Here is a 23,110-nt window from a genome sequence, read left to right on the forward strand (position 1 = left end):
GGGAGATATAGATATTTTACCATCCCACGCCCGTGGCTATGGCTCCATCCCGCAAGTGTACGATGATTACCATCCGACCAGGGCTGCTGCGGCCATGCAGAGAAACGCCACGACTGCGGTAAAACAATTATCGCCTTTACCGGCATATGCCTCGGCGATCATGCCGCCGGCAGCTCCTGCCAGCGCGATGGGGCCGGCAACAAAGAATCCGACCGCTGCAGCAATAATTATCCCCGCTAGCATGCCCGACCACGTCTTCTCGGTGAAGGGCAGCTTCGGCCCGCCAATCGTCTTACCGGCGATAGTGGCCACGCCGTCGCCCAGCGTCAGCACGATGATCCCCACATAGCAGGCTTCTGGCAGGTACAGCAGAGAGATCGTCAACAGCAGCGTGATCGCCAGCAGGTAGGCCAGCGGCTCCATCGCCGTGCCGGTCATCTCCCCTTTCCGGTACAGCAGCCCGGCCAGCTTCGGATCCAGCTTACGCTTCAGCAGCTCCAGCAAAAAGAAAGCGCCGATGCCCAGAATGGCCATGCCCAGGGCCAGATACCGGTTGTACATCGCGAGCGGCACAAACAGCACGCCACCCATATGCACGAGCTTCCGCAGCGAGAACATTAATCATAGTGCTTTATGCTTAATAATAAAGGGTTCGGCTCTCTCGTATGTCTACCTTCCGTAATCGCCAGTATATGAGAACAGATCATTTCGGCCCCGGGAGGCCTTGGTATTAATTCGCAAAGGCGCAAAGGCGCAAAGATGAATCGGATATACGCTGCGTCTTAGCGCCTTTGCGCCTTTGCGCCTTTGCGAACTAAATATAAGGCGGCTTGTCGCCGCAATTTACAAAGCTATTACCACATCTTGATGCCGCGGATGGTGCAGCCTTCCTTAACGACCTTGCCGACGATGGTGCCGTCGGTCATCTTCACAATGGCGCCGGCGTCCTGCTTGTCGCAGATGATCGCGTAGCCCATGCCCATGTTGAAGGTGCGGTACATCTCTTTGTCTTCGATGTTGCCGGTCTTCTGGATGAACTTAAACACTTCGGGCACCGGGAGCGGGTCGGTGAAGTCGAAGCCGTAGCTGGTGATCCGGCGTAGGTTCATTAAGCCGCCGCCGGTGATGTGGGCCATGCCGTGGATGTTGAACCGCTTAGCGAGGCCGACCACTTCGGCGTAAATCCTGGTCGGGGTGAGCAGTTCTTCGCCCAGCGAGACCTTTTTGTTGTACGGGCAGGGGTCGGTGTACTTCAGGCCGGCGCTCTCCACGACTTTGCGGACCAGGCTGTAGCCGTTGGAGTGGATGCCGCTGGAGGGCAATCCCACGATAACGTCGCCGGGCTTCACGTCTTTGCCGGTGATGATCCGGTCCTTGGGAACGACGCCGACAGCGGTGCCGGCGAGGTCGAAGCCTTTGATGATGTCCGGCAGGGCTGCGGTCTCTCCACCGACGATGGACACGTTAGCCTGGCGGGCGCCCTCGTTGAGGCCGATCATGGTCTGTCTTACCAGTTCCTCGTTCGGCTTTTCGAGGGATATGTAATCGACGAAGGCAAGGGGCTCGATACCCATTACGTACAGATCGTTCACGTTCATGGCGACGCAGTCGATGCCGACGGTGTCCCACTTCTCGATGGCGTCGGCGATGAGCAGCTTGGTGCCCACGCCGTCCGTGGTGATGGCCAGGGCAAAGTAGCCCATGTCGATGAGGCCTGCATAATGGCCTTCTCCCCCGAGAGGGGCGCCGAAGCCGGTGCGCTTGAAGCTGAGGCTCTTGATGATGTCCGATTTGATGCCGTCGAGCTTCTTGATGTCTACGCCTGAGCCGGCGTAGGTCATGTGCTGGCCTGCGGCCTGCTTCGCGGCGACCTTCTTAGCCGCTCCCTTTGCAGCCGCCGTCTTTACAGCGCCTTTTCCCTTTGCTGGTGCCTTTTTCCCTGCCTTCTTCTGCATGTGCGATAGATAGCTTTAAAAGATAGATAAAACTTTGCGTAGCTGCTATTTTTGGGTAAGCCTGCGAGGCGGACACCGGGCTTGAACCCGGGCAGGAAATAAACACTCAACGTATCCGCTCTGGTAAAAATAAAAAATGGGGGGTATCTGGTTTATGAGACAAGGCGGTTTTTGGGGGGCACTTGTCTCATAATCCCAGGGTGGTATTATGGGGTTATGGTTTGCCTTAAGGGGGTATGACCAGTACCTTAGGGTGGTATGGATACCTTAAGGGGGTATGACCGATACCTTATTAAAGCTTAATACATTTATAGTTATCGGTCTTTGTATACCAAAGACTAATTCAGTATTGGATGACAAAATTTTTGACCGCTGGCGGTCATTATAACGCGATATCGCCTGGAAGGTACAAAATGGACGTGAACCGAAAAGAGCTTTCCATCATCAAGGAGGCGCTGAGGGAAAATCCCCGTGGCATGACGATTACGGAGCTCTCTAAGGCAGTAGGGTTGAACCGGCATTCCGTGGCCAAGTATACGGAAGTGCTTGTGGCCGCGGGACACGTCGACATGAGGTCCTTTGGGCCTTCCAAGGTGTACTCGATATCCCAGAGGGTACCTATCTCTGCGATGCTGAGCTTTTCCTCCGACCTGATCATCACGCTGGACAAGGACATGCGGGCCAGGAACGTGAACGACCGTTTTCTGGAGTATACCGACCTGAGCCGGGAGGAAGTGCTCAACAAGAACATCCAGAACTTTTCGCACCTGTGGCTATCTGACCCCCGGCTGACCCCGCTCGTCAGGGAGGCGTTGAGTGGCAAAGAAGCGTCGGTCGACCTGTTTTACGGTCGGGAGGAGCGCGAGTACTACTTCACTATGAAGTTCCTCCCCACCGTCTTCGAGGACGGGGAAAAAGGTGTCACCATCATCCTGAGCGATATCACGGAGCGGAAGAAGGCCGAGGAAGCGTTGCTCAGGGAGCGGAGCGAGCTGGAAATCCGGGTGAGAGAGCGCACGGCAGAGCTGGAGAAGGCTAACGAGAAGCTCCTGGCCGAAATCGGGCAGCGTATCCGCTCGGAGCAGGCGCTCCGGGAAAGCGAGGAAAAGTACCGGAACCTCGTGGAGAGCATCAACGATGTGTCCTGGGAGATCGACAGCGTGGGCCGGTTTACCTATATCAGCCCCCGGATCAAAGATATGCTGGGCTACGAGCCGGCAGATTTCCTCGGCAAAACCATCGAGGGCTTCCTGGCGCCCGGCCACTCGGAGAAGATCCTCGGCAGCGTCGCGCAGATCTTCGATGAGCCGAAACCCTACGGCTTACAGGAGACTCACGTGCTCCATAAAGCCGGATATGAGCTCATAGTAGAGACTAATGGCACTGTAATGTACGATGATGCCGGCAAGTTCAGGGGCTACCGGGGAGTAATCCGGGATGTAACTGCCCGTAAGCAGGCCGAAGAAGCCCTGAGAAAAGCCGAGGAAAAGTACCGCAACCTCGTCGAAGACGTCAACGACTGGATCTGGGAGAGCGACCTGACCGGGCTGTATACCTATTCCAGTCCCAAAGTTTACGATATCATCGGCTATCATCCGGAAGAGGTAGTCGGATTGCGCTCTATCGACCTGATGGCACCGGAGAAGGCGAAAAAGATGGCCGAGACTATAGCCACTTTCCAGCAGGGCGAGGCGCTGCCTCAGATGCTCGAGGTTGAGCTTCTCCACAAGGACGGCCGGACGATCTTCATCGAAGCCAGCGGCAAGCCGGTATATAATGGGCAAGGTGCTGTTATAGGCTTCCGGGGCGTCGCCCGGGACATCACCGAGAAGAAGCGCATAGAGCAGGCACTACTGGAGAGCGAAAGCAGGCTCCGCAGCACCATCGAGAATGTCAACGACATCGTCTGGGAAATGGACCGGCAGGCAAAATTCACTTATGTCAGCCCAAAGGTAAGAGATATCCTGGGCTATACTCCCGAACATTACCTGGGCAAGGTGATCGTTGAATTCATGCCACCGGAGGATGTACCCCTGTTTTCCGAAGGCTTCGGCCGCATCTTCGCCAACCCGCGGCCGTATAGTCTGGAGCATATGAGGATGTTCCACCGCAACGGCAGCATCCTCTCCGTGGAAGTCAATGGTTCGCCGTTCTACGACGAGCAGGGGCAGTTCTGCGGGTTCAGGGGTGTGACGAGAGACATTACCAACCGGAAGCTCGCGGGTGTGAAGCCGGTCACTACCTGAAACCAGACCTATAACCTCTCGGTACTCATTTTTTCTCAGGGTCTTCTACGGCACGCTGCCAGGCCGCAGATACATGCGGCTACAAGCAGGCCGATCGGGGCCAGCAGCGCGATAGAGCCGCTTTCTTGCGCCGTCTCCGAAGGGGTTGAAGTCTGCGCAGTTGGTGCCGGCCCGGTCACGGCAGGCTCGCCGATGATCGCAGTATCGTTTTCAAACGACCACCTGGCCACCGCCGGGTAATCGTCCGTGAAATTCCAGCTATAGCCTAAATCGCTTATCACAGAGCTTGTGTATGGTGTATCGGCGATGCCATCGTGGTTATCGTCCATGGCAGTATTATTGCTCCAAAAGTTGCCAGTGCGATTGGTAAAAACACTGCCACTAAACGAGTATGGTACAGGTGAAGTAGAGTTGACCCGAACATTGTTCGTAATACTCGTCCTCACTCCTGCCGTGTTATTGATGAAATTATTCTGGAAAAAAGTGGCATTTGACGTGAAACTCAGGAAAGCTACCATTTTGTTGTCGATGAAATTGTTTCTCGTCAGGATCAGGTTTGATGCTTCATGTGCAGTGGCCCCCTGCACGTTGTCCGAGAAAACCGAGCAGGTCACGGTAGTGTTATCCGCACCAAATTCGACGCCTGTCCAGCAGGAGGAAACCGTGATGTTCCTGATCAGGCAGTCCTCGCCCGAGACCAGTATGCCAGTGCTGTTCTGATCTCCTCTTATGTCAAACCCGTCAATGGTCACTCCCCTGCCGGTGATATCCATACCGGGATTCATCTCAAGGGCCGACGATGCTGGCCAGCCTGCGATGATCGGCCTGCCGCCAGAACTGTTTGGGACCCCAATTATTGTCAGCGGCTTATCGACGATCACAGCTTCGTGGTACTCTCCGCCATGCACGTAGATGGTGTCGCCGTTTGCCGAGATATTGACGGCCCGCTGGATCGTCGAGTAGATCTGGCCGTCACCTACGTGAAGCGTGTGAAGCCGGACGCTAAGCGGGATATCTGTGCTGTCGGCAGGAACGACTGTTGGATTGCGGATGGCTGCAGTTTCCCCGTCGAAAGACCACCTGCCCATCGCCGGGTAGTTATCGGTAAAAATAAACTCGGGCTCTCCCGCAATACTGGGCCCTACTGTGTTGATGATGTACGGCGAATCGCCTATGCCATCGCTATTTCGATCCTCCCCTCCATAGTCGCTCCAGAAGTTACCGGTGTTGTTGATGAACTGGCGAGAGCCGAATACGTATTGTTGGGGTAACGTGGAGTTTCCCCTTATGTTCCCGGTGTGCGAGCCCTGCCGGGCACCGCCGTAGGTGTTGTCTATGAAGTTATTCTCCGACAGCTCGACGTGGGGTGTGAGATCGATATGTGCGCCGAGGCTGTTGTTTAAGAACGTGTTCCGGAATATTGTGATGTTGCCTGCCCACTCTGTACTGATGCCCTCGCCGTTACCTATAAAAACAGACTGCGTAATGCTGACGTTCCTTACGCCTGACACTAGAACTCCCGTATTACACGAAGTGACATTAACGTCCCCGATCTCGCAGTTGACCTCCTGATTCGACCCCTCGACTTTTATCCCGGCAGACTGGTTGCCATCGCCACGGATGTCAAAGCCATCGACAATGACCCCGGCGGCTGTGATCTTCATTGCAGGATTTAGGCCAGGGGTCACCGATTGAGGCCAGCCTGTCAGCAGCGGCCTCCCTCCTGAGCTATTCGGTACCCCTATCAAAGCCACTTTTTTGTCAACGATCACTGCCTCTTGATACTCGTCGCCGTCCACGTAGATCGTATCGCCATCGGTCGAGCCGTTGATGGCACTCTGGATGGTCTTGTAATGCTGGTCCGGACCCACGTACAGCGTGGCAGCAGTACACGAGCCTGGGGCTATGAGAATGAAAAACAGTATACTGACAGCAGTAAGAGTAAAACCTATTCTGATGTTAACGCCCGCCTTCAATAGGCCAAGAATAATGTAATCGACTATTAATGTTACCCTTAGTATATGATCGATATAATTAAAAGTTGTCAGGAAAAAATGAAACGGGACAAATGCCCCACTTTTAGCCTATTTTCTCAGGAACAGCAAGTATGCAGCCACCCCGCCCGCTACAATCAGCGCTATCAGGCCGATCACGATATACAACACGTTACTGCTGCCCTGGGATTCCTGCGCCGGTGTAGCCGACGCAACGGGGGTCGGTATTGAAGTGGCCGTGGGTGTTACAGCCGGGATCGGAGTAATTGTCTGTGTGGCTGTGGCAGTCGGTGTCGTTACAGGCGTAGCGACTGGCGTGGCCGCGGAATAAAACGCGCTCATATCTACAGTGACGCCCATCGGGATGAGATGCGGCAGCCTTCCGGAATAGTCGTAGCTGGCCGACCGGGTAATCAGCGGGAAGTAATCGATCACATCGCCGTTTATATAAGGCACGTCCCCAATCCCGTCGCCGTTCGAATCGGTGCCAGTATAATCGCTCCAGTAGTTACCTGTACTATTGTTGTAGACATTCGCCTGATATGTGTACTTGGCTGACATCGTAGTATTCCAGCGGGCGTCAGTGCAGTTTAAGTTCCTCGCGTTATACTCCGGATTATTCTGGAACGTGTTCTGGACTACTGACATGTTCAGGCTGTCTTCAAGCGATAAGCCCCAGCCATCGTTATCTGTAATCCTCGACTGGCGTAAGACCGAATTTGCGCACTCTTCGATCATTATGCCATACCCATTGCCCGAGACGTTCAGGCCGGACAATAATATCTGATTGCTGGAATCTGCCTGGAGACTACAGATTTGCGATCCCGTCATCGCACTATCGAAGATGGCTACGTTATAGCACTCTAATATCAGGCAATTCTCCTCCTGGGAATCCTTTAGAACCACGCTGGATATTGTGGAGTTATTGCATGCAACCAGGTACAGGTTAACCATAGCGTTTGTACAGATTGTGTCCTTAATTTCGACTGCCTCGGCTTGAATGATGCCAATGCCCAGGCCAGATGTACCTGTGGTTGTTACTGCGCATTCAATAATTCTGTTGTTGTGACCGAACTGGGCCAAAATTCCCATGCCACAATTGGTAATCGAAACTTTCGAACAGGTCGTATGGTTGCTCAAAATCGAAAATATGCCAGCATTAACGTTCTCCATGGCCACGTTTTCAATAGTAACATATTCCGTTTCTAACAACAGGATACTGTACCCTCCGGTACTATTTCTGATCGTGCAATCCCGGATGGTGAGGTGGTCATTCCCCGGAATCGCCACGATGTCCGCTGCATTATCGGAGAAGCTGCAGTGGGCGATCTGTACGTTTTCTGAAGCGTTCGCAAGGATGCCCTCTGCATTCGACTGGACGTTGAGGTTCTTCAGCAGGATATCCGAACCATCGATGAATACGCCTGCCCCGGCGGTAGCTCCCTGTATCGTGAAACCGTCCAGTGTCACACCGCTGGCAGTGATGTTTACCGCGTTGCCGCCGTGCCCGGCCGCATCGATCACCGGCAGGTACCCCGCCCCGTTGACGATGCCGATCAGCGTTACCGGCTTGTTGGCGTTGACGATTTCAGTATAATGCCCCCCGTCGACATAGATCGTGTCTCCGGGACTCGAAGCGCTGATCGCGCCCTGGATCGTCGTGTAGCTCTGGCCCGGGCCGACGTGCAGCGTTGCGGCCATAGTTGTGCCTGGAATAACGATCAATAAGAAAAATAATATAATAAGGATGCCTGTATAATTACCTCTAATACTACCGCCTCTTGATATAGCGGAGTATTATCCTATGGGCCATTAATTTTTCGTTTTAATAAGCCGACAGGAAAAAATACCCTGTCAGCTACCTGAATTCTCTTTTCAAAGGTTGTGCAGCTCAAACTCGTCGTGCAGGATCTTGACTGCCCTCTGGGCATCTTCCTTGTTGATCACAAAGGAGATGTTCGCCTCGGACGATCCCTGGCTGATCATCCTGATGTTGACGCCGCTCTTGCCTAATGCGGTAAACACTTTGCCCGCGGTGCCCGGAGACCCTGCCATGCCGGCGCCCACTACTGCTACGACGCAAACGTTGTTGTCGCAGGTGAGGTCTCTCTCGATCTCTCCGTTGAACGCCTTCCTGAGGGCGGCGATCGCTTTGTCGACCTGGGCTCCGTCGATGGCCATGGAGACGTTGAACTCGCTCGACGCCTGGCTGATCATGATGATATTGATGTCTTCGCTGCCCAGCACGCTGAAGATCTTGCCCGCGATGCCCGGAGTGCCGGAGAGACCTGCGCCGCTGATGTTGATCAGGCCGATGTTCTTGATCATCGTGACTGCCTTGATCGGCGCGCAGCTGCCGTTGGTGTCCTTCATCAGGACGACGGTGCCCGGGTGCTCGGGCTGGAAGGTGTTGAGGACTCTGACAGGTATGCCCTTCTTCACGGCCGGCTCGATGGTCTTAGGGTGGAGCACCTTGGCGCCGAAGTACGACATCTCCATCGCTTCCAGGTACGTGACGACCGGCAGCGTCTTGGCCTGCGGTACCAGCCTGGGATCGGTGGTCATGATGCCGTTGACGTCGGTGTAGATCCAGATCTCGTCCGCGTCGATGGCTGCGCCGATGATCGAGGCGCTGTAGTCGGACCCGCCTCTGCCCAGGACTGTAATGATACCCTTGGGGTCTGCGGCCACGAAGCCGGTGACGACCGGGATGGCGCCATCCTTCAGCAGGGGCAGCAGCCTTTCCTTTACCTTGACGTCCGTGACGGGGTCGGGCTTGGCGCTCTCGTACCGGCTGTCGGTGATCACTCCGGCCTCTCCGCCCGAGAACGGCTTCGATTTCGCGCCCAGGTCCCGGAGCGAGCCGCTCAGGATGGGGACGCTCATGCGTTCGCCAAAAGAGTAGATGTAAGCAAGCGAGCGGTTCGTGAGCTCGCCCAGGTAGCAGACGCCGATCAGGGCGTTCTTAAGCTCGGCCAGCCGCTTCTCGATGTCGGCCGAGACTTCCTGCCTGATGCCCTGGTCCTGGATTGCGTCAGCGATCGCGATTTCGTGGCGCTTCGCCAGCTCGGCGAAGAGTCGCTCAATGTCCGTGGTGCTGCAGGTGTCCTTGGCTACCTGCGCCATCTCGTAGAGCTTGTCAGTGACGCCGGTCATGGCCGAGGCCACAGCAATGACCTCGTGGCCCTGATCTTTGTATCCTTTCACAAGCCTGGCAACGTTGCGAATCCGCGCCCCGTCGCCCACAGAAGTGCCGCCGAACTTCATGACAAGTCTCATCGTGTATCACAATCCGCCAGGGATTATTTAATATGATTGTATTGTGGTTGTATAAGATGATTACGAGTATATGGCTTTGCCGGTAAAATTATCAACGGATTGCCGTGCAGGGACGAGCTTTTCTGCCGTGAAAAATCTGGAAAATGCAATATATATTAATGCCATATATCTAGCGTGATGGCGATCGTCGAGGGCAGAGACCTGGTCAAGGACTACAACGGCCTGCGAGCCGTAAATCACGTTGATTTCTCCATACCCAGGAGGGAGTGTTTCGGCTTCCTCGGGCCCAACGGCGCAGGGAAGACAACGGTCATGAAGATGATCTACTGCCGGTCGCCGGTGACGCACGGCGACATCCTCGTCAACGGGCTGAGCGTGAAGACCGAGCAGCGAAAGATCAAGGCGGTGATCGGCGTGGCGACCCAGGACGACAACCTGGACCGGGACCTGACCGCGTGCGAGAACCTGATGGTTTACTCCCGGTATTTCGACATCCCTCCCCGGATAGCCCGGAAACGGATAGCAGATCTCCTGTCGTTCTTCGAGCTCATAGACAAGGCTGACACGCCGGTAGACGATCTGTCCGGGGGAATGAGGAGAAAGCTGATAGTAGCCAGGGCCCTCGTCAACGATCCCGAGTTGCTGATCCTGGACGAGCCCACGACCGGCCTCGACCCGCAGGCCCGGCGACAGATATGGGACACTATAATCCGGCTTAAAGAAGGGGGCAAGACGATCGTGCTGACCACCCACTACATGGACGAAGCCCAGGAGCTGTGCGATCGCATCGCGGTCATGTTCGGGGGGAAGATCCTCGAATACGGCTCCCCCGACGAGCTCATCAGCCGGGTCGTGGGTACCAGCGTCTGCGAAGTGTACGCTCCGGAAGAAGCGCAGGTCAACGCGATCCGGGATCACGTGAAAGGCAGCATAGAACAGGTTGGCAGCCGCCTGTACGTCTACGGCAACGATGCGGAAGTGCTCCGCAACAAGTGCGAGGTGGCCACCGGCCACCGCCACATCGTCCGAAAGACGACCCTCGAGGATGTCTTCCTGAAGCTCACCGGGAGGCAGCTGAAGTGAGGATCGAATTACCCTCGTGGAGGGCAAGGCATGTCTGGACCCGCAATTTAAGCGTGTTCAAGAAATTTTTCATCACCAGCATCCTGCCGTATTTTGCAGAGCCGCTGCTGTTCATCCTCGCGCTCGGCTACGGCCTGGGCCTGTTTGTGGGGCAGATCGGGGGAGTCAGCTACCCACAGTTCCTCGCTCCAGGCATCCTGTCGTCCTCAGCCATGTTCGCCGCCTCTTACGAGTGCACCTACTCGACCTTCGTCCGCATGCACTTCCAGAAAACCTTCGACGCGGTACTGTCGACCCCTGTCATGATAGAGGACATAGTCGTCGGGGAGATCGTCTGGGGCGCCACCAAAAGCCTGATCAGCGGCACCTGTATCTTCCTCGTGATCTTCCTGCTGGGGCTTGCGAGGATCGAGTCTGCGCTGATCATCCTGCCCACCATCATGCTGGTAGGCCTGATGTTTTCCTCGCTCAGCATGCTGTTCACCTCGATCGTGCCGTCGATCGACGGGTTCAACTACTACTTCACGCTGCTCGTCTCCCCGATGTTCCTGCTCTCCGGGGTCTTTTTCCCGGTCGACAGTCTGCCGGCGATAGTCCGGGACATCTCCTGGTACCTGCCGCTCACGCACGCGGTCAACGTGATCAGGCCTGCGGCTACCGGGCTGGTGTCCTGGAGCTTCGCACCTGATCTCGCGTGGATGGTAGTCTTTACGATAATATGTGCAGCTATCTCAACTGTGCTGATGAAAAGAAGGATGATTCAGTAGGCTCCTACTTTTTAAGTAGGCTATTCACGCTTCATCGCCAGGTCCTGCTTATCGCAGATGGCGGTCCCGTGCTCCCCGAAGTCTACCTCGAAAGTATTCCATCCGCTGCCCGGTATCTTGGCGAGGATGACACCTTCGGCGCCTTCAGGAATGACGCTGCCGTCGATGGATTTTTTCAGCTCTCTCAGCAAGATGACCCGGTCGTTCGGTCGCATAGTAACCTTATTTAGGTCGCTGATATCTTTTAAACCTTTGCTTGCGGCCTGTGGCCGGCGGCCTGCGGCCGCAGAGGGCAGGGATGATAAACACCGGCCTTTCGGCCATGGCTTTTGTGACGAGGCCTGACAAATCAATAGATCTTGCCTAACAAAACACTTAATACCGCTCTGCCATATCTAATTCTCATGAGCTATGTAGCCATGACCATCGCCGGTTCCGACTCGGGGGGAGGGGCGGGCATCCAGGCTGACCTCAAGACCTTCCAGGCTCTCGGGGTCCACGGGACCTGCGCTATCACCGCCATAACCGCCCAGAACACGACGGGTGTCAAGTCTGTCTTCGACGTGCCAGTCCAGGCCATCGATAGCCAGTTCGACGCCGTGTTGTCCGACTTCGCCGTAAGCTATGCTAAAACCGGCATGCTGTCGAGGGTGGAGACGATCCGGTGCGTAGCCCGGAAAGTGGGTGAGTATGGCCTTAAAGTGGTCGTGGACCCGGTTATGGCTGCCGAGGCGGGGGGCAGGCTGCTGAACCCGGACGCGGTCGAGGTCCTGAAAACCGAGCTTCTGCCTCTGGCAGAGGTGGTCACACCTAACATCTACGAGGCGGCGGCGCTTTCCGGCATCGAGATCAGGGACCTGGACTCGGTCAAGGATGCATGCAGGGCTATCCGCGCTCTCGGAGTCCGAAACGTCGTCCTGACAGGAGGGCACTTCGGCGGTATAGATACGCTCTACGATAGTGCCGGCGGGTTCCACACCTTCAGGGGCGAGCTGGTCAAAGGCGGTACCCACGGCACCGGCTGCACCCACTCGGCGGCAGTGACGGCCTACCTGGCAAGGGGAGAAACTCTGGCAACCGCCTGCGAGAAGGCAAAGGCGTTCGTGAAGGCTGCTGTAGCGGGGTCCATGGATGTCGGCCACGGCGTGCGCCCGGTGAACCCCGGGGGCATCAAGTAACCCTGTGCCACAGTTGAGTAGATCTTATAAGGGGTGATATTCGCCATCGATCGCTGCGCTGTGCCAGATCACAGATTACGACAGATTACACCAATTACACAGATGCTAATCGTAGAGATACTTCGACTTATTATCATATTATCATTATCAAGTCGTATCTGTGTAATCTGTGGCATCTGTCAGAATCTGTGATCTGGCACAGCGCAGCGATCGTTTTTGTTCAGGAAGAAAGCAAAAGCTATTCAGGTTATTAATCTATCAAAAAATTTAGTGTCGGAGGGGGGATCCGAACCCCCGACCTTCGGATGTCTCAGGCTACTTGTCTCAAGTTATGGCGAGTATTCAATTACCCTATGAGTCCGACGCCCTAACCAGACTAGGCCACTCCGACATTACGACAAACTTAGGAGTTTTGCATACTCTAAATATCATTCTACGATATAATTCTTGTGGTTTACGACCCGAGAAAATGTGACGGCGGGCACGCCACTCGCGCCCAGCCTATGCTTCATAAGATGTGCGGCACTCAGATCTTGCGCCTGATGACGTCTACCCTGTTCTCGTACCCCACGTAGACCATGGCGGCGTTGGTGAAGATGCCGTGTTCCACCAGGCCCGGGATGCGGGAGAGCTTATCGCCGAGCAGCGCCGGCTCCTTGATCTGCCCGAAGGCGCAGTCGAGCACGAAGTTGCCGTTGTCCGTGATGATCGGGCCGTCCTTGCCCGTGCCGGTCCTGACCGTGCAGGTGCCGCCCAGCTTCAGGATTTCCCGCTCGACCAGTTTTACCGCGTAAGGGATGACTTCTGTCGGCACTGACCTGTCCAGCATGCTGCTGAACTTCTTGTCGTCCGCGACGATGACGAACTGCTTCGCCGAGGATGCCACGATCTTTTCCCTGGTGTGCGCCGCTCCTCCGCCCTTGATGGCGTTGAGCGAGGCGTCGACCTGGTCTGCGCCGTCGAGGGCGATGTCCAGCTCCGGCGAAGCCGCCAGGCTTGTCAGAGGTATGCCGCACTCGATAGCCAGCGCCTCGGTCGAGTACGAAGTCGGCACTCCCACGATATCCAGCCCTTCTTCCTTAACTCGCTTGCCGAGCAGCCGGATGGAATGCGCTACTGTGGAGCCCGTGCCCAGGCCCACGATCATGCCATCGGTCACCAGCTCGCAGGCTTTTTCTGCGGCGTTCTTCTTTGCCACGTCACTACCGGAAAGATTCTTCATCGAAGCCAAAAAGGGCTTCCGGGTGGAAAAATATTACGGTGATGCGACGAGGCCGGCCAGGGCCGGCTAAGCTGAAGTGTTATTTATGGCCGTTGACCTGCCTGTGGATGGCGGAGTACTGGTCCATGAGCGCCTTAATCTCCATAGATCCCGTCGTATCTACCACGCCGATCGCTATGATGGCTTTTCCGTCTGCCTTTACGGGGGCGACGATCACCGGGATGCCCTTATACGTCCCTGCGGGAGGTTTGCCTTTTACGACCTGGCCTTCTGTAAGCACTTGCTCCAGCAGCGGCCCGGTATATGCCCTGGACTTGATCTGCCCGTCCTCCACCTGAACTCCCGGCTTGTTTCTGCTTCTGGCGGTGACCGGGAGGCCGCCTGCGAGGGCGTGGATGCAGAGGGCGAGGCTGGCGAGGTCGTCGGCTGTCGAGTCCGCAGAAATGGTTATCCGATCCATAATCTAACGTACGTGTGCGAGCTTTTATGGTTTTCCCAGGCTTCAGAAGCTGTTTAGCACCTGGTTCTTAATACGCTGGCTGATCTGCGCGAAGTCTTGCAGGCTTAGCGAACCCATGGCATCTACGATGCCCAGCGCAGCTACTGTGAAGCCGTCCGTATCCTCGATCGGAGAGATCATCATCGGCATTCCTGCGTACTTTCCGGTGTCGACCCGGGCCCTTCTCACGTGGCTGTTCAAAAAAACGCTGTCCAGCACCTCGCTCTCGTAACTGGTGTCCACGGAGCCGTCGTGATCGACGAACACGCCGGGCATATTTCGGCTTTTAAGGGCGATAGGCATGCCACCCGTGGCCTGGTGGATCGACTCGGCCAGCCGTCGTAAGATCTCAGCGGGCGTATCATTCGAGATTTCTATCGCGCTCATCATATACACACAGGCTAAATTTTCGTATATACGTTGCTTCTTCTTTTGGCACGCACCTCCCCCGGTGTCCGACGATTTGAGATAATGTCTGCGGCGTCCGAAAATTGCCTCGACTACGGACCATGCGCAAGGTGGACTGCAGAGTGAAAAAGGATTTAATAGTTACAGGACATCAGACTAGCGGATGGCCTTCGATAGTGCTTTAAGCTACACGTTATTCATACACGCGCTGGTAGGCGTATTCGTCATTGTCAACCCGTTCGGGAACATCCCGATCTTCATCTCGCTCACTTCCAAGCTGACGGCAATCGAGCGCAGGAATGCCATTATCAAGTCCTTACTGATCGCCACGGCGATCCTTCTGGTATTCGCGCTCATCGGCCAGACCGTCTTCTCGCTACTCAACGTGACGCTCCCCTCCCTGAGAATGGCGGGCGGGCTGCTTCTCCTCGCGATCGCCTTCGACATGCTCATGGGACGCAGCCCGGCATCGAAGATCGACGAGTCGGACGAGCGTGAGGCAGTAGCTGTCACGCCAATGGCGACGCCCCTGCTTGCGGGGCCCGGTGCCATGAGCACTGTCATGATCCTGATGAACGAAGCGGCGACCAACGATCTGCAAAAGCTGTCCATCTTCCTGGCTATTCTGCTGGCTATGGCTGCGGCTTTCATCATCCTTATAAACTCGGAGTTACTCTATTCTATCATCAAGAAAGACGGCTCGAGGGTACTAACTAAGATAATGGGTATCCTGCTCGCCACGATCGCGATCGAGATGATGGTCAACGGCCTCCTGAAAGCGTTCCCGGTGCTCGCAGGCATCGGCATCTAACCCCTAATATCTTGCATATTGCCAATATGTTAAGCAACATATTTATATGCCAAAAGCTGTAAAAGCAAATGCATTCAGGGACTTGTGTTACCTCGAAGTCCTGTATCTGGGCCAATTTGTGAGGCTATTATCAGAGCTTGCGTCGGAAAATATGGCGAGAAGATATACCTTTTCGGCGCGTATACCAGCACGAAGACAAGGATAAACAACATGAGCGACGGGGAAGGTAAAAAGCCATTCGTGGCCATAGTGGACGATGAGCCTGACTTGCAAAAGCTTTACAGGCTGGCTATATCATCCAGAGGCTATCCTATTTCTTATATCGCCAGCGATGGCACCGACGCTCTCGAAAAGCAAAACAAAGCCAACCATAAGCCTGACATTGTCATAATGGACCACCGGATGCCCACAAAGAATGGGGTGGAAACCACCCGGGAAATTCTAGCGTCGACCCCGGCGACCCGGATCATCTTCGTATCGGCAGACGAAGCCGTCGAAAAAGAAGCGATAGAAGCGGGCGCTACCAAGTTTCTGAAAAAGCCTATCTCGCTCAAGGACCTGCTTCGCAACATCGACGAAGAGGCGAAAAACGTTTCTTCAGGCCAGTCGGCCAGCACTTAACCCTGTATTGAATAATTCAGGTATGGTTTTCCATCCTCTAATCTATATCCAGTAGCGTACGCTGCGCTGCGCTGTAACACTGAGGGCAGTGTTGAAGCGCAGCGCAGTGTACACCGATCTTAGACTCCCGAAGTCGGGAGCCTTATTTTATCAGTCCGCCGGTGGAAGCCGACGTGACGTTCTTCGCGTACCGGGCCAGGTAGCCTTTTAGCTGCTTCTGCTTTGGCTTGAACGCTTTCTTCCTGGCAGCCAGCTCCGCTTTGGTAAGGCCGACGTCTATCTTTTTCGCCGGGATGTCTATCTCGATGCGGTCGCCGTCTTTCAGCAGGCCGATGGGGCCGCCTTCCACGGCTTCAGGCGAGACGTGGCCGATGCAGGGGCCTCTGGTGCCTCCGGAGAACCGTCCGTCTGTGATGAGGGCGACAGACTCGCTCAGGCCCATGCCTGCAATGGCCGAGGTAGGGCTGAGCATCTCCGGCATGCCGGGGCCTCCCCTGGGGCCGACATACCTGATCACTACCACGTCCCCGGGCTTGATCTTCTTGCCAAGGATTGCCTTGATCGCATCGTCCTCGGCGTCGAACACTCTGGCCACTCCGGAGAACTTGAGCATCTTATCGCTGACCGCGCCGCTCTTGACCACAGCTCCCTCGGGCGCCAGGCTGCCGTAGAGGATAGATATACCGCCTGTCTTGTGGACGGGATCGTTCTGGGTATGGATGACTTCGGGCCTCTCGACTTTCGCTGCTTTTATGATAGCCTTGATGCTCTTGCCCGAGACCGTCTGCAGGTCTTTCAGCTTTTTGACCCGGCTCATGACTGCGGGAATGCCTCCGGCCTCGTCCAGGTCCTTCATCGTGTAAGGTCCACCCGGGCTCATGTGGCAAATATGAGGAGTCTCGCTGCTGATCTTATCAAAGTCGTCCAGCTTGAGCTCTATGCCGCCTTCCGCAGCGATGGCGGTCAGGTGCAGTACCGTGTTGGTCGAGCCTCCGATGCTCATGTCCACTTTAATGGCGTTCTCGAACGACTGCCTGGAAACGATGTCCAGGGGCTTGATGTCCTCTTTGACGAGCTGCACGATACGGCGGCCGCTCTCCCTGGCGATCCTGTCCTTCTTGCCGCTGACCGCATGGGCCGTGGCGCAGTCGGGCAGAGACAGGCCCAGCGCCTCGGTCATGCACGCCATCGTATTCGCCGTGTACAGCCCCTGGCAGCTGCCGCAGCCCGGGCAGCACAAATCTTCGATGCGCTTCAGCTCTTCCAGCGTCATCTTCCCGGCCCGGACGCTGCCGATGGCCTCGAAGGACGAGATCAGCGTAAGGTCTTTCCCCTCCAGCCTGCCCGGCAGCATCGGGCCTCCGGTGACCACGATCGTGGGGATGTTCATCCTCAGCGCCGCCATCAGCATGCCCGGCACGATCTTGTCGCAGGTGCCCAGCATGACGATGCCGTCGAACCGGTGGCTCTCCGCCATGACCTCGATCGAGTCGGCGATGATCTCCCTCGAGGGCAGCGAGTAGCTCATGCCTTCGTGGCCCATGGCGATGCCGTCGCAGATGCCGATGACGCCGAACTCGAACGGCACGCCGCCAGCCTCCCGAATACCTTCCCTCACTTTCTCCGCGAGCGCCCGCAGGTGCTTGTGCCCGGGGACGATGTCGTTCCAGGCGTTGGCGATGCCGATGAACGGCTTATCCATGTCGCTGTCCGTAACGCCCACCGACTTTAGAAGAGCCCGGTGCGGTGTCCTCTCCATTCCCTTCTTGACCTTGTCACTTCGCATGATCGACAGACCTCTGAAAACCTGCATCTAGTTTAGTTGTTAGTGATTAAAATGTCATTGCCGCGTGTGTTCGGGATGTACTATATAGCTGCCGGCAGCGGGCCTGCAAATACTACAGTTTTAGGATAGTGCATGCTCCGCTGTACTGGCCATGATTTCCAGGATACTCGCAAAAGTGTTGTCTCTGTGCCCGTGAACGTACACTAACGCTGCGCTGTGCTGATGCTGATTTCTCGGATAGTGTCAAAAGTGTTGTCTCTGTGCCCGTGAACGTACACTAACGCTGCGCTGTGCCAGGATCACAGATTACGGCAGATACGACAGATTGCACAGATGCTAATCGATAATAATTGAATAGTTCGCTGTATTCATCTTATCTAATGTAGTCATCTGTGCAATCTGTGCAATCTGTAACAATCTGTGATCTGGCACAGCGCAGCGTTAGTGTTGCTGTCTCACGTTACTTGAACAATCTGAAACGCACAGCGCAGCGTTCGTCTGGCCACTGTCCTGCCCGGATTACACGTTACTACATAAAGTTAATATGCCTGAACATAGTAACTTCCTTACGATGCAGAACGTGCTGATCGACGCATACGGGCGAAGGATTTCCAGCCTCAGGCTTTCGCTGACCAACCGCTGTAACCTCAAGTGCATCTACTGCCATAACGAGGGTGAGCAGGACAGCGGCAGCGAGATTACTGTAGAAGAGGTCGCCCAGATAGCACGGATTTGCGCGAAGTACGGCGTCGACAAGATCAAGTTTTCGGGCGGCGAGCCGCTGCTGCGCCGGGACTTCGAGGACATTCTCAGGGCCCTGCCGGAAATGCGGGACGTCTCCGTCACCACGAACGGCACCCTGCTCGCAGCGCGGGCGAAATCCTTGAAGGAGAGCGGGCTGGACAGGGTCAACGTCAGCCTGGACTCCATGGACCGGGACCGCTTTACCTTCATCACCCAGTGCAAGGGACAGTTCGAGAAGGTGCTGGACGGCATAGATGCTGCCCTTTCCGTCGGCCTCACCCCCGTGAAGATCAACATGGTCTACCTCAAGGGAGTGAACGAAGACGAAGTCGACCGCATGATCGATTTCGTGAGAGGCAAGCCGCTGGTACTGCAGATCATCGAGCTCATGAACTTCCACGGGGCTTTTAAATACCACGCAGACGTGGCCTCGCTGGAGCAGCGGATCAAAGAGAAGGCCGACAAAGCCGTGTGCAGGGAGATGCACAGGCGTACCAAGTACTACCTCGGCGGCGCCGAGGTCGAGATTGTCCGGCCCATCGACAACTCCGAGTTCTGTATGAATTGCAACCGCCTCCGCATCACGTCGGACTACAAGCTCAAGCCCTGCCTGCTGCGGAATGACAATCTCGTCAGCGTCCGGGGCATGACGGACGCGGAAGTCGAGGCTGTGCTGATTAAGACCGTAAGCGCACGCGAGCCCTTTTTCAGGTCCGAGAGCCTGAAAATCTGCCAGCCGTATAAAATATATGAACCATGACGGCCCATTTATATTAGGTCGCACATACGCATGGAGCTTTTTGATTTAGTCAAGTTACTCGAGACCATCGCCCCGCCTGATCTCGCGGAAGATTTCGATCACGGCAAGATCGGCCTGATAGTCCCTGGCTACCACAAGGTAAACAAGGTAGCCACGGCGCTGGATCCCACGCCCTTCGTGATCGAGCGGGCCATCGACATGCACGCCGAGGCTCTCGTCGTCCACCACACGCTGATCTGGAACCCGGTGACAGCCCTCACCTCCGATATGGCGGGCGTGCTGAAGCTCCTGCTCGAGAACGACATTTCGCTCTACTCGATGCACACGAACTACGACCGGGCGCCGGGAGGTGTCAACGAGACGCTGGCTGATCTGCTGGGCCTGAAAGACACTGTGGCTGTAGACCTCTGCCGGGCCGGCATCGTCGAAACGCAGAGTCTGGCAGACTTCGCCGCCTCTGCCTCGAAAGCTCTGGGCGCTGACGTAGAAGTCGTCGGCCGGCTGAACAAAGAAGTAAGTACTGTCGTCACCGCGGCGGGAAGCGCGTTCAGGGAGGCGCTGCCCATCGCAAAACAGCTTAACGCCGACGTGCTGGTCTCATCCGAGCTACGGCACGACGTCATCCGGGACAGGGGCAACGTCGCCCTGGTCTCAGCGCCCCACTACTTCACCGAGGCCCCGTCGATGAAAAGGCTTGCCGAAAGGCTAAACAGCAAAAATGTCCGGGCGGAGTTCGTAGACGATCCCCCGGAACTCAAGGTGATCCGGCCGTGAGCGCCATCGACCTGCTGACCCCTGGGAAGATAGACGGCGACGTCGTAAGCGCCATCATACAGGAGTACGGCACCAGAGGCAAGAACGCCGTCGAGCTGGTGCTGGCGGGCAAGGTCAAGAAGTACCGGGACTTCTTTGTCGTCCAGGGCCGCAAAGATCAATATGTGGTCGAAGGCGACTTCTGCACCTGCCGGGACTACCTTTACAGATTAGCCAAACAGGACGGCGTATGCTACCACTCCCTCGCCGTAAAGATCGCCAGCGCCACCGGGCAATACGAGGAGGTAGATGCATGGTACTCCGATACTATTTTGCAGAGGGAGTACGGGCAGTGACCTATAAGCAATAGCTTTTTCCTCTTGCTAAAGGTTTTTATCCCGGCATGCCAGATCATCTTCTATGACTCCTGCCATAAAAGTCTGCATCCCGAAGAGTGACGCCAAGGTCTTCCGCCACTTCGGCAAGGCCCCGGAGTTCGCGTTCTTCCTCATTGAAAACGGCAAGGTCGCCTCGACCGAGATCATCCCTAACCCGGGCAGGGAAAAGGGCCAGGTGCCTCACCTGATCATCGAACACCAGGCCACCCATATAGTCGCTGCCGCCATCGGGCCCCAGGCCGTCACCATCTTCCACGAAAAGGGCATAGAGGTCTATCCCGATGCCCTCGGCATGCTGGACACCATTCTGGAAAGATTCCTCAAGGGCGAGCTGAAGCCTGCGGCGAAGAAGAGCCAGATGCCCTGCGCGGGCGATAACGTCTGCGGCGTCAAGACTCAATAGCCACGGATCACACCACAAACGAAGCCACTGTAGTTCGAACCACGGCGACGCTGCTCTTATCTTGGCAAATATAAATTTTATACTTGAACCACGGCGACACAGCGACAGTTCGAACTGTAAACGCCAGGATGGTAACTGTAACCACGGCGACACAGCGACAGTGCGATCTACGACAAGCCAGTGGTAAATAAAACCACGGCGGCACGGCGACACCAAGACAATGGCGAACCGGTCAAAGTGAACTCTTTTTTAGTCCACGGCGACACAAAGACAGTTATTTACCATAAGTTTGCTATCCAATCGTTTCTGCCTGACTTTGCATCAATAGCCTGAAGGAAGCGAAACATATTTGTTTCCGTGCCGTCAGCCCGCCGTGCCGCCGTGGTTCAATAAAAAAGGAGCCTTGCTATTCGGGTACTGGTTGTCGCCGTGTCGCCGTGCCGCCGTGGTTCAAATAACCATCCTGCCATCGTTACTCGAATTGTCGCCGTGTCGCTGTGCCGCCGTGGTTAGAACATTTGATTTCCGGTTGTCAGGATAAGGAGCTGTGCTACTGTGGTGGATGGAGGCATATGACGATATTTAAAGGGTATCAGAGATCGATTCGGCGCTCGATCTCCTTGGGGTCGTACGGCAGGGATATGATCCTGCTCTGTCCCCGGGTGCCTTTGCCGGTGCTGCTGAGCGATACCAGTTTTAAGGTTTCCAGCCGGTTAACCATCTCGTAGAACGAAGTGTAGCCCAGGTTAGTTTTTTCCTTGAAGCAGTCGTACAGCTCGCCGGACATGAGCTCCTGTTTGCCCGAGTCGACGATGCACTTGAGGATCATCTTTTCCTCTTTCTTGAGGCTGCGCACCACGTAGTTCAGATGAACATATCTCGAGCCCTCGTAGGCTTTCTCGACGTCCTCGACCGAGACGTTCTTGCTGGCCCGGCGCTCGGCATTCAGTCCTGAGCGCTTGAGCATGTTGATGCCGACCCGGAGGTCGCCGGTTTCGCAGGTGTACTGGGTGACCTTCTCCAGGACCTCGTCAGAGACCACGTTGGGGAAGAAGCCGTACTTGATCCTGTACCTGAGGATGTCCCGGATCTCTTCCACCGAGTACTGGGGGAACACGATCTCCTCCGGCAAGAACACCGACTGTACCTGCGGCGAGAGGTCCTTTGCCATGTCCAGCGTCATGTCGCTCAGGATCGAGATAACGCCTACCTTGGCGCCGGGCTGCACTTCGTGCATGCGGAGCAGCGAGTACAGGACATCGTCGATCTCCTTGCTCATCATCAGGTAGTTGATATCGTCCAGCGCCACGATCAGGACCTTCTTCTTCTCGACCAGATGCTTGGCGATCTGGGAGAAGAGCTTCTTGAAAGAGATGCCCGAGGACGGTGGCGGGTATCCGGATAGCTTCTTGAAGATCTGGGCGAAGATCGCGTAACGCGTCGAGTCCACCTGGCAGTTGATGTACACAGGAAGAACCTTCTGGGTGGCGTTCTCCACTTCCTCGAAAACTTTCAGCACGGCAGAGGTCTTCCCGGTGCCTGGAGCGCCCCTGCAGTACGCGTTAAGCGGCGTGGCGCCGCGCAGAGCCGGCCCTATGCTGAACTGCAACGATTTGATTTGCGACTCCCTGTGGAGCAGGTTCTCGGGCAGGAAATCGAGCTCGAAGTACTGCTCCTCCCGGAAGATCGTCTGGTCCCAGAGTAGTAAGTCCTTGTTCATACAGAGCCACCGGCTATAATACTTTCAATTAGGTTTGTATTGTAAGTCCTTGCTTAAAAACTATCCTAAATGCGTACTGAAAGTATTACTCAGAATCATATAAATAGGTTCTGTATGCTTGTTTCTAATATTTTCAATGGGCGCCAACGGCGCCGGTTTTGTGAGACAGCAAGACGAACGCTACGCTGTGCTTGATGATGATTCCTCGGATAGCATCAAAAGTGTTATCACTGTGGCCGTGAACGTACACGAACGCTGCGCTGTGCCAGAACACAGATTACTACAGATTTAACAGATTACACAGATGCTAATCGATAACCCAAAAAGTAAGGGCTCACACGATTTCTTTTATATAAAATCGTCATCTGTGCAATCTGTACAATCTGTCAGAATCATCAGATTCTGCGTAATCTGTGTTCTGGCACAGCGCAGCGTTCGTCTTGCTGTCTCACGCCACACTAGCAACCAGAAACGCACAGCGCA

The 23,110-nt window shown here is 55.5% G+C and carries 21 protein-coding genes and 1 tRNA gene; 10 read left to right on the forward strand and 12 right to left on the reverse strand.

Annotated features, from left to right (window positions below; genetic code table 11):
* Nucleotides 1-66: 66 nt before the first annotated feature.
* Both ACPLPM_RS04700 and purM read right to left on the reverse strand, forming a co-directional pair.
* On the reverse strand, nucleotides 67-618 hold the full coding sequence (locus tag ACPLPM_RS04700; RefSeq protein WP_424359086.1) for a hypothetical protein: 552 nt from the start codon (nucleotides 616-618) through the stop codon (nucleotides 67-69).
* Between the two features lie 236 nt (nucleotides 619-854).
* Complete coding sequence (gene purM, locus ACPLPM_RS04705) at nucleotides 855-1,841, reverse strand: phosphoribosylformylglycinamidine cyclo-ligase (protein ID WP_424360036.1); 987 nt, start codon at nucleotides 1,839-1,841, stop codon at nucleotides 855-857.
* A gap of 527 nt (nucleotides 1,842-2,368) precedes the next feature.
* On the opposite strand from purM, the gene ACPLPM_RS04710 reads away from it, so the two are divergent.
* Entirely contained in the window at nucleotides 2,369-4,201 is a 1,833-nt protein-coding gene (locus ACPLPM_RS04710; RefSeq protein WP_424359087.1) for a PAS domain S-box protein, read from the forward strand.
* A 35-nt stretch (nucleotides 4,202-4,236) separates the two neighbouring features.
* Here the strand turns inward: ACPLPM_RS04710 and ACPLPM_RS04715 are convergent, their stop codons facing one another.
* The 3 genes from ACPLPM_RS04715 to ACPLPM_RS04725 form a co-directional block, all read right to left on the reverse strand.
* Nucleotides 4,237-6,177: a right-handed parallel beta-helix repeat-containing protein gene (locus ACPLPM_RS04715; protein ID WP_424359088.1), complete on the reverse strand. Its 1,941-nt coding sequence runs from the start codon at nucleotides 6,175-6,177 to the stop codon at nucleotides 4,237-4,239.
* A 108-nt stretch (nucleotides 6,178-6,285) separates the two neighbouring features.
* The gene (locus ACPLPM_RS04720; RefSeq protein ID WP_424359089.1) at nucleotides 6,286-7,920 is read right to left on the reverse strand and encodes a right-handed parallel beta-helix repeat-containing protein; all 1,635 of its coding nucleotides are present in this window, start codon (nucleotides 7,918-7,920) and stop codon (nucleotides 6,286-6,288) included.
* Between the two features lie 150 nt (nucleotides 7,921-8,070).
* A complete protein-coding gene (locus ACPLPM_RS04725; RefSeq protein WP_424359090.1) occupies nucleotides 8,071-9,474 on the reverse strand; it encodes an aspartate kinase in 1,404 nt (467 codons plus the stop codon).
* Between the two features lie 177 nt (nucleotides 9,475-9,651).
* On the opposite strand from ACPLPM_RS04725, the gene ACPLPM_RS04730 reads away from it, so the two are divergent.
* Both ACPLPM_RS04730 and ACPLPM_RS04735 read left to right on the forward strand, forming a co-directional pair.
* The gene (locus ACPLPM_RS04730; RefSeq protein WP_424359091.1) at nucleotides 9,652-10,557 is read left to right on the forward strand and encodes an ABC transporter ATP-binding protein; all 906 of its coding nucleotides are present in this window, start codon (nucleotides 9,652-9,654) and stop codon (nucleotides 10,555-10,557) included.
* Nucleotides 10,554-11,324 carry an ABC transporter permease gene (locus tag ACPLPM_RS04735; RefSeq protein ID WP_424359092.1) on the forward strand — a complete coding sequence of 257 codons (771 nt, stop codon included), beginning with the start codon at nucleotides 10,554-10,556 and terminating at the stop codon, nucleotides 11,322-11,324. The genes ACPLPM_RS04730 and ACPLPM_RS04735 overlap by 4 nt, the downstream gene beginning before the upstream one ends.
* 20 nt (nucleotides 11,325-11,344) lie before the next feature.
* Here ACPLPM_RS04735 and ACPLPM_RS04740 read toward each other — a convergent pair whose 3' ends face one another.
* On the reverse strand, nucleotides 11,345-11,539 hold the full coding sequence (locus ACPLPM_RS04740; RefSeq protein ID WP_424359093.1) for a hypothetical protein: 195 nt from the start codon (nucleotides 11,537-11,539) through the stop codon (nucleotides 11,345-11,347).
* 189 nt (nucleotides 11,540-11,728) lie between these two features.
* Between ACPLPM_RS04740 and thiD the strand changes: the two genes are divergently transcribed.
* Nucleotides 11,729-12,502 (forward strand): bifunctional hydroxymethylpyrimidine kinase/phosphomethylpyrimidine kinase, encoded by a 774-nt coding sequence (thiD, locus tag ACPLPM_RS04745; protein WP_424359094.1) that lies wholly within the window; start codon nucleotides 11,729-11,731, stop codon nucleotides 12,500-12,502.
* A gap of 271 nt (nucleotides 12,503-12,773) precedes the next feature.
* Here thiD and ACPLPM_RS04750 read toward each other — a convergent pair.
* From ACPLPM_RS04750 to ACPLPM_RS04765, 4 genes are all read right to left on the reverse strand, one after another.
* Nucleotides 12,774-12,893, reverse strand: a tRNA-Met gene (locus ACPLPM_RS04750).
* Nucleotides 12,894-13,028: 135 nt separating this feature from the next.
* Nucleotides 13,029-13,724: a ribose-5-phosphate isomerase RpiA gene (rpiA, locus tag ACPLPM_RS04755; RefSeq protein ID WP_424359095.1), complete on the reverse strand. Its 696-nt coding sequence runs from the start codon at nucleotides 13,722-13,724 to the stop codon at nucleotides 13,029-13,031.
* 79 nt (nucleotides 13,725-13,803) lie between these two features.
* A complete protein-coding gene (locus ACPLPM_RS04760; protein ID WP_424359096.1) occupies nucleotides 13,804-14,184 on the reverse strand; it encodes a DUF2111 domain-containing protein in 381 nt (126 codons plus the stop codon).
* A 42-nt stretch (nucleotides 14,185-14,226) separates the two neighbouring features.
* On the reverse strand, nucleotides 14,227-14,613 hold the full coding sequence (locus tag ACPLPM_RS04765; protein WP_424359097.1) for a DUF2111 domain-containing protein: 387 nt from the start codon (nucleotides 14,611-14,613) through the stop codon (nucleotides 14,227-14,229).
* 181 nt (nucleotides 14,614-14,794) lie between these two features.
* Between ACPLPM_RS04765 and ACPLPM_RS04770 the strand changes: the two genes are divergently transcribed.
* Nucleotides 14,795-15,442 (forward strand): MarC family protein, encoded by a 648-nt coding sequence (locus tag ACPLPM_RS04770; protein ID WP_424359098.1) that lies wholly within the window; start codon nucleotides 14,795-14,797, stop codon nucleotides 15,440-15,442.
* A 210-nt stretch (nucleotides 15,443-15,652) separates the two neighbouring features.
* Entirely contained in the window at nucleotides 15,653-16,063 is a 411-nt protein-coding gene (locus tag ACPLPM_RS04775) for a response regulator (RefSeq protein WP_424359099.1), read from the forward strand.
* Between the two features lie 142 nt (nucleotides 16,064-16,205).
* Here the strand turns inward: ACPLPM_RS04775 and ilvD are convergent, their stop codons facing one another.
* Nucleotides 16,206-17,849 carry a dihydroxy-acid dehydratase gene (gene ilvD / locus ACPLPM_RS04780; RefSeq protein ID WP_424359100.1) on the reverse strand — a complete coding sequence of 548 codons (1,644 nt, stop codon included), beginning with the start codon at nucleotides 17,847-17,849 and terminating at the stop codon, nucleotides 16,206-16,208.
* A 571-nt stretch (nucleotides 17,850-18,420) separates the two neighbouring features.
* Between ilvD and moaA the strand changes: the two genes are divergently transcribed.
* The 4 genes from moaA to ACPLPM_RS04800 all read left to right on the forward strand — a co-directional run bounded on the left by moaA (nucleotide 18,421) and on the right by ACPLPM_RS04800 (nucleotide 20,907).
* Nucleotides 18,421-19,353, forward strand: a complete 933-nt coding sequence (gene moaA / locus ACPLPM_RS04785) for a GTP 3',8-cyclase MoaA (protein WP_424359101.1) — start codon at nucleotides 18,421-18,423, stop codon at nucleotides 19,351-19,353.
* Between the two features lie 30 nt (nucleotides 19,354-19,383).
* On the forward strand, nucleotides 19,384-20,127 hold the full coding sequence (locus tag ACPLPM_RS04790; protein ID WP_424359102.1) for a Nif3-like dinuclear metal center hexameric protein: 744 nt from the start codon (nucleotides 19,384-19,386) through the stop codon (nucleotides 20,125-20,127).
* Entirely contained in the window at nucleotides 20,124-20,462 is a 339-nt protein-coding gene (locus ACPLPM_RS04795) for an SWIM zinc finger family protein (protein ID WP_424359103.1), read from the forward strand. Before ACPLPM_RS04790 ends, ACPLPM_RS04795 begins: the two co-directional genes overlap by 4 nt.
* 64 nt (nucleotides 20,463-20,526) lie before the next feature.
* On the forward strand, nucleotides 20,527-20,907 hold the full coding sequence (locus ACPLPM_RS04800) for a NifB/NifX family molybdenum-iron cluster-binding protein (RefSeq protein ID WP_424359104.1): 381 nt from the start codon (nucleotides 20,527-20,529) through the stop codon (nucleotides 20,905-20,907).
* A gap of 592 nt (nucleotides 20,908-21,499) precedes the next feature.
* On the opposite strand, the gene ACPLPM_RS04805 is transcribed toward ACPLPM_RS04800, so the two are convergent.
* On the reverse strand, nucleotides 21,500-22,627 hold the full coding sequence (locus tag ACPLPM_RS04805) for an ORC1-type DNA replication protein (RefSeq protein WP_424359105.1): 1,128 nt from the start codon (nucleotides 22,625-22,627) through the stop codon (nucleotides 21,500-21,502).
* Between the last annotated feature and the right edge of the window lie 483 nt (nucleotides 22,628-23,110).

It is taken from the genome of Methanocella sp. MCL-LM (assembly GCF_049676595.1).
Taxonomy (GTDB): domain Archaea; phylum Halobacteriota; class Methanocellia; order Methanocellales; family Methanocellaceae; genus Methanocella_A.

What these genes read in the sequence shown, in the direction of transcription:
- ACPLPM_RS04700 (WP_424359086.1), bottom strand. Translation starts at nt 618, where the DNA reads ATGTTCTCGCTGCGGAAGCTCGTGCATATGGGTGGCGTGCTGTTTGTG.
- purM (WP_424360036.1), bottom strand. Translation starts at nt 1,841, where the DNA reads ATGACCTACGCCGGCTCAGGCGTAGACATCAAGAAGCTCGACGGCATC.
- ACPLPM_RS04710 (WP_424359087.1), top strand. Translation starts at nt 2,369, where the DNA reads ATGGACGTGAACCGAAAAGAGCTTTCCATCATCAAGGAGGCGCTGAGG.
- ACPLPM_RS04725 (WP_424359090.1), bottom strand. Translation starts at nt 9,474, where the DNA reads ATGAGACTTGTCATGAAGTTCGGCGGCACTTCTGTGGGCGACGGGGCG.
- ACPLPM_RS04730 (WP_424359091.1), top strand. Translation starts at nt 9,652, where the DNA reads ATGGCGATCGTCGAGGGCAGAGACCTGGTCAAGGACTACAACGGCCTG.
- ACPLPM_RS04740 (WP_424359093.1), bottom strand. Translation starts at nt 11,539, where the DNA reads ATGCGACCGAACGACCGGGTCATCTTGCTGAGAGAGCTGAAAAAATCC.
- thiD (WP_424359094.1), top strand. Translation starts at nt 11,729, where the DNA reads ATGAGCTATGTAGCCATGACCATCGCCGGTTCCGACTCGGGGGGAGGG.
- rpiA (WP_424359095.1), bottom strand. Translation starts at nt 13,724, where the DNA reads ATGAAGAATCTTTCCGGTAGTGACGTGGCAAAGAAGAACGCCGCAGAA.
- ACPLPM_RS04760 (WP_424359096.1), bottom strand. Translation starts at nt 14,184, where the DNA reads ATGGATCGGATAACCATTTCTGCGGACTCGACAGCCGACGACCTCGCC.
- ACPLPM_RS04765 (WP_424359097.1), bottom strand. Translation starts at nt 14,613, where the DNA reads ATGATGAGCGCGATAGAAATCTCGAATGATACGCCCGCTGAGATCTTA.
- ACPLPM_RS04770 (WP_424359098.1), top strand. Translation starts at nt 14,795, where the DNA reads ATGGCCTTCGATAGTGCTTTAAGCTACACGTTATTCATACACGCGCTG.
- ACPLPM_RS04775 (WP_424359099.1), top strand. Translation starts at nt 15,653, where the DNA reads ATGAGCGACGGGGAAGGTAAAAAGCCATTCGTGGCCATAGTGGACGAT.
- ilvD (WP_424359100.1), bottom strand. Translation starts at nt 17,849, where the DNA reads ATGCGAAGTGACAAGGTCAAGAAGGGAATGGAGAGGACACCGCACCGG.
- moaA (WP_424359101.1), top strand. Translation starts at nt 18,421, where the DNA reads ATGCAGAACGTGCTGATCGACGCATACGGGCGAAGGATTTCCAGCCTC.
- ACPLPM_RS04790 (WP_424359102.1), top strand. Translation starts at nt 19,384, where the DNA reads ATGGAGCTTTTTGATTTAGTCAAGTTACTCGAGACCATCGCCCCGCCT.
- ACPLPM_RS04800 (WP_424359104.1), top strand. Translation starts at nt 20,527, where the DNA reads ATGACTCCTGCCATAAAAGTCTGCATCCCGAAGAGTGACGCCAAGGTC.
- ACPLPM_RS04805 (WP_424359105.1), bottom strand. Translation starts at nt 22,627, where the DNA reads ATGAACAAGGACTTACTACTCTGGGACCAGACGATCTTCCGGGAGGAG.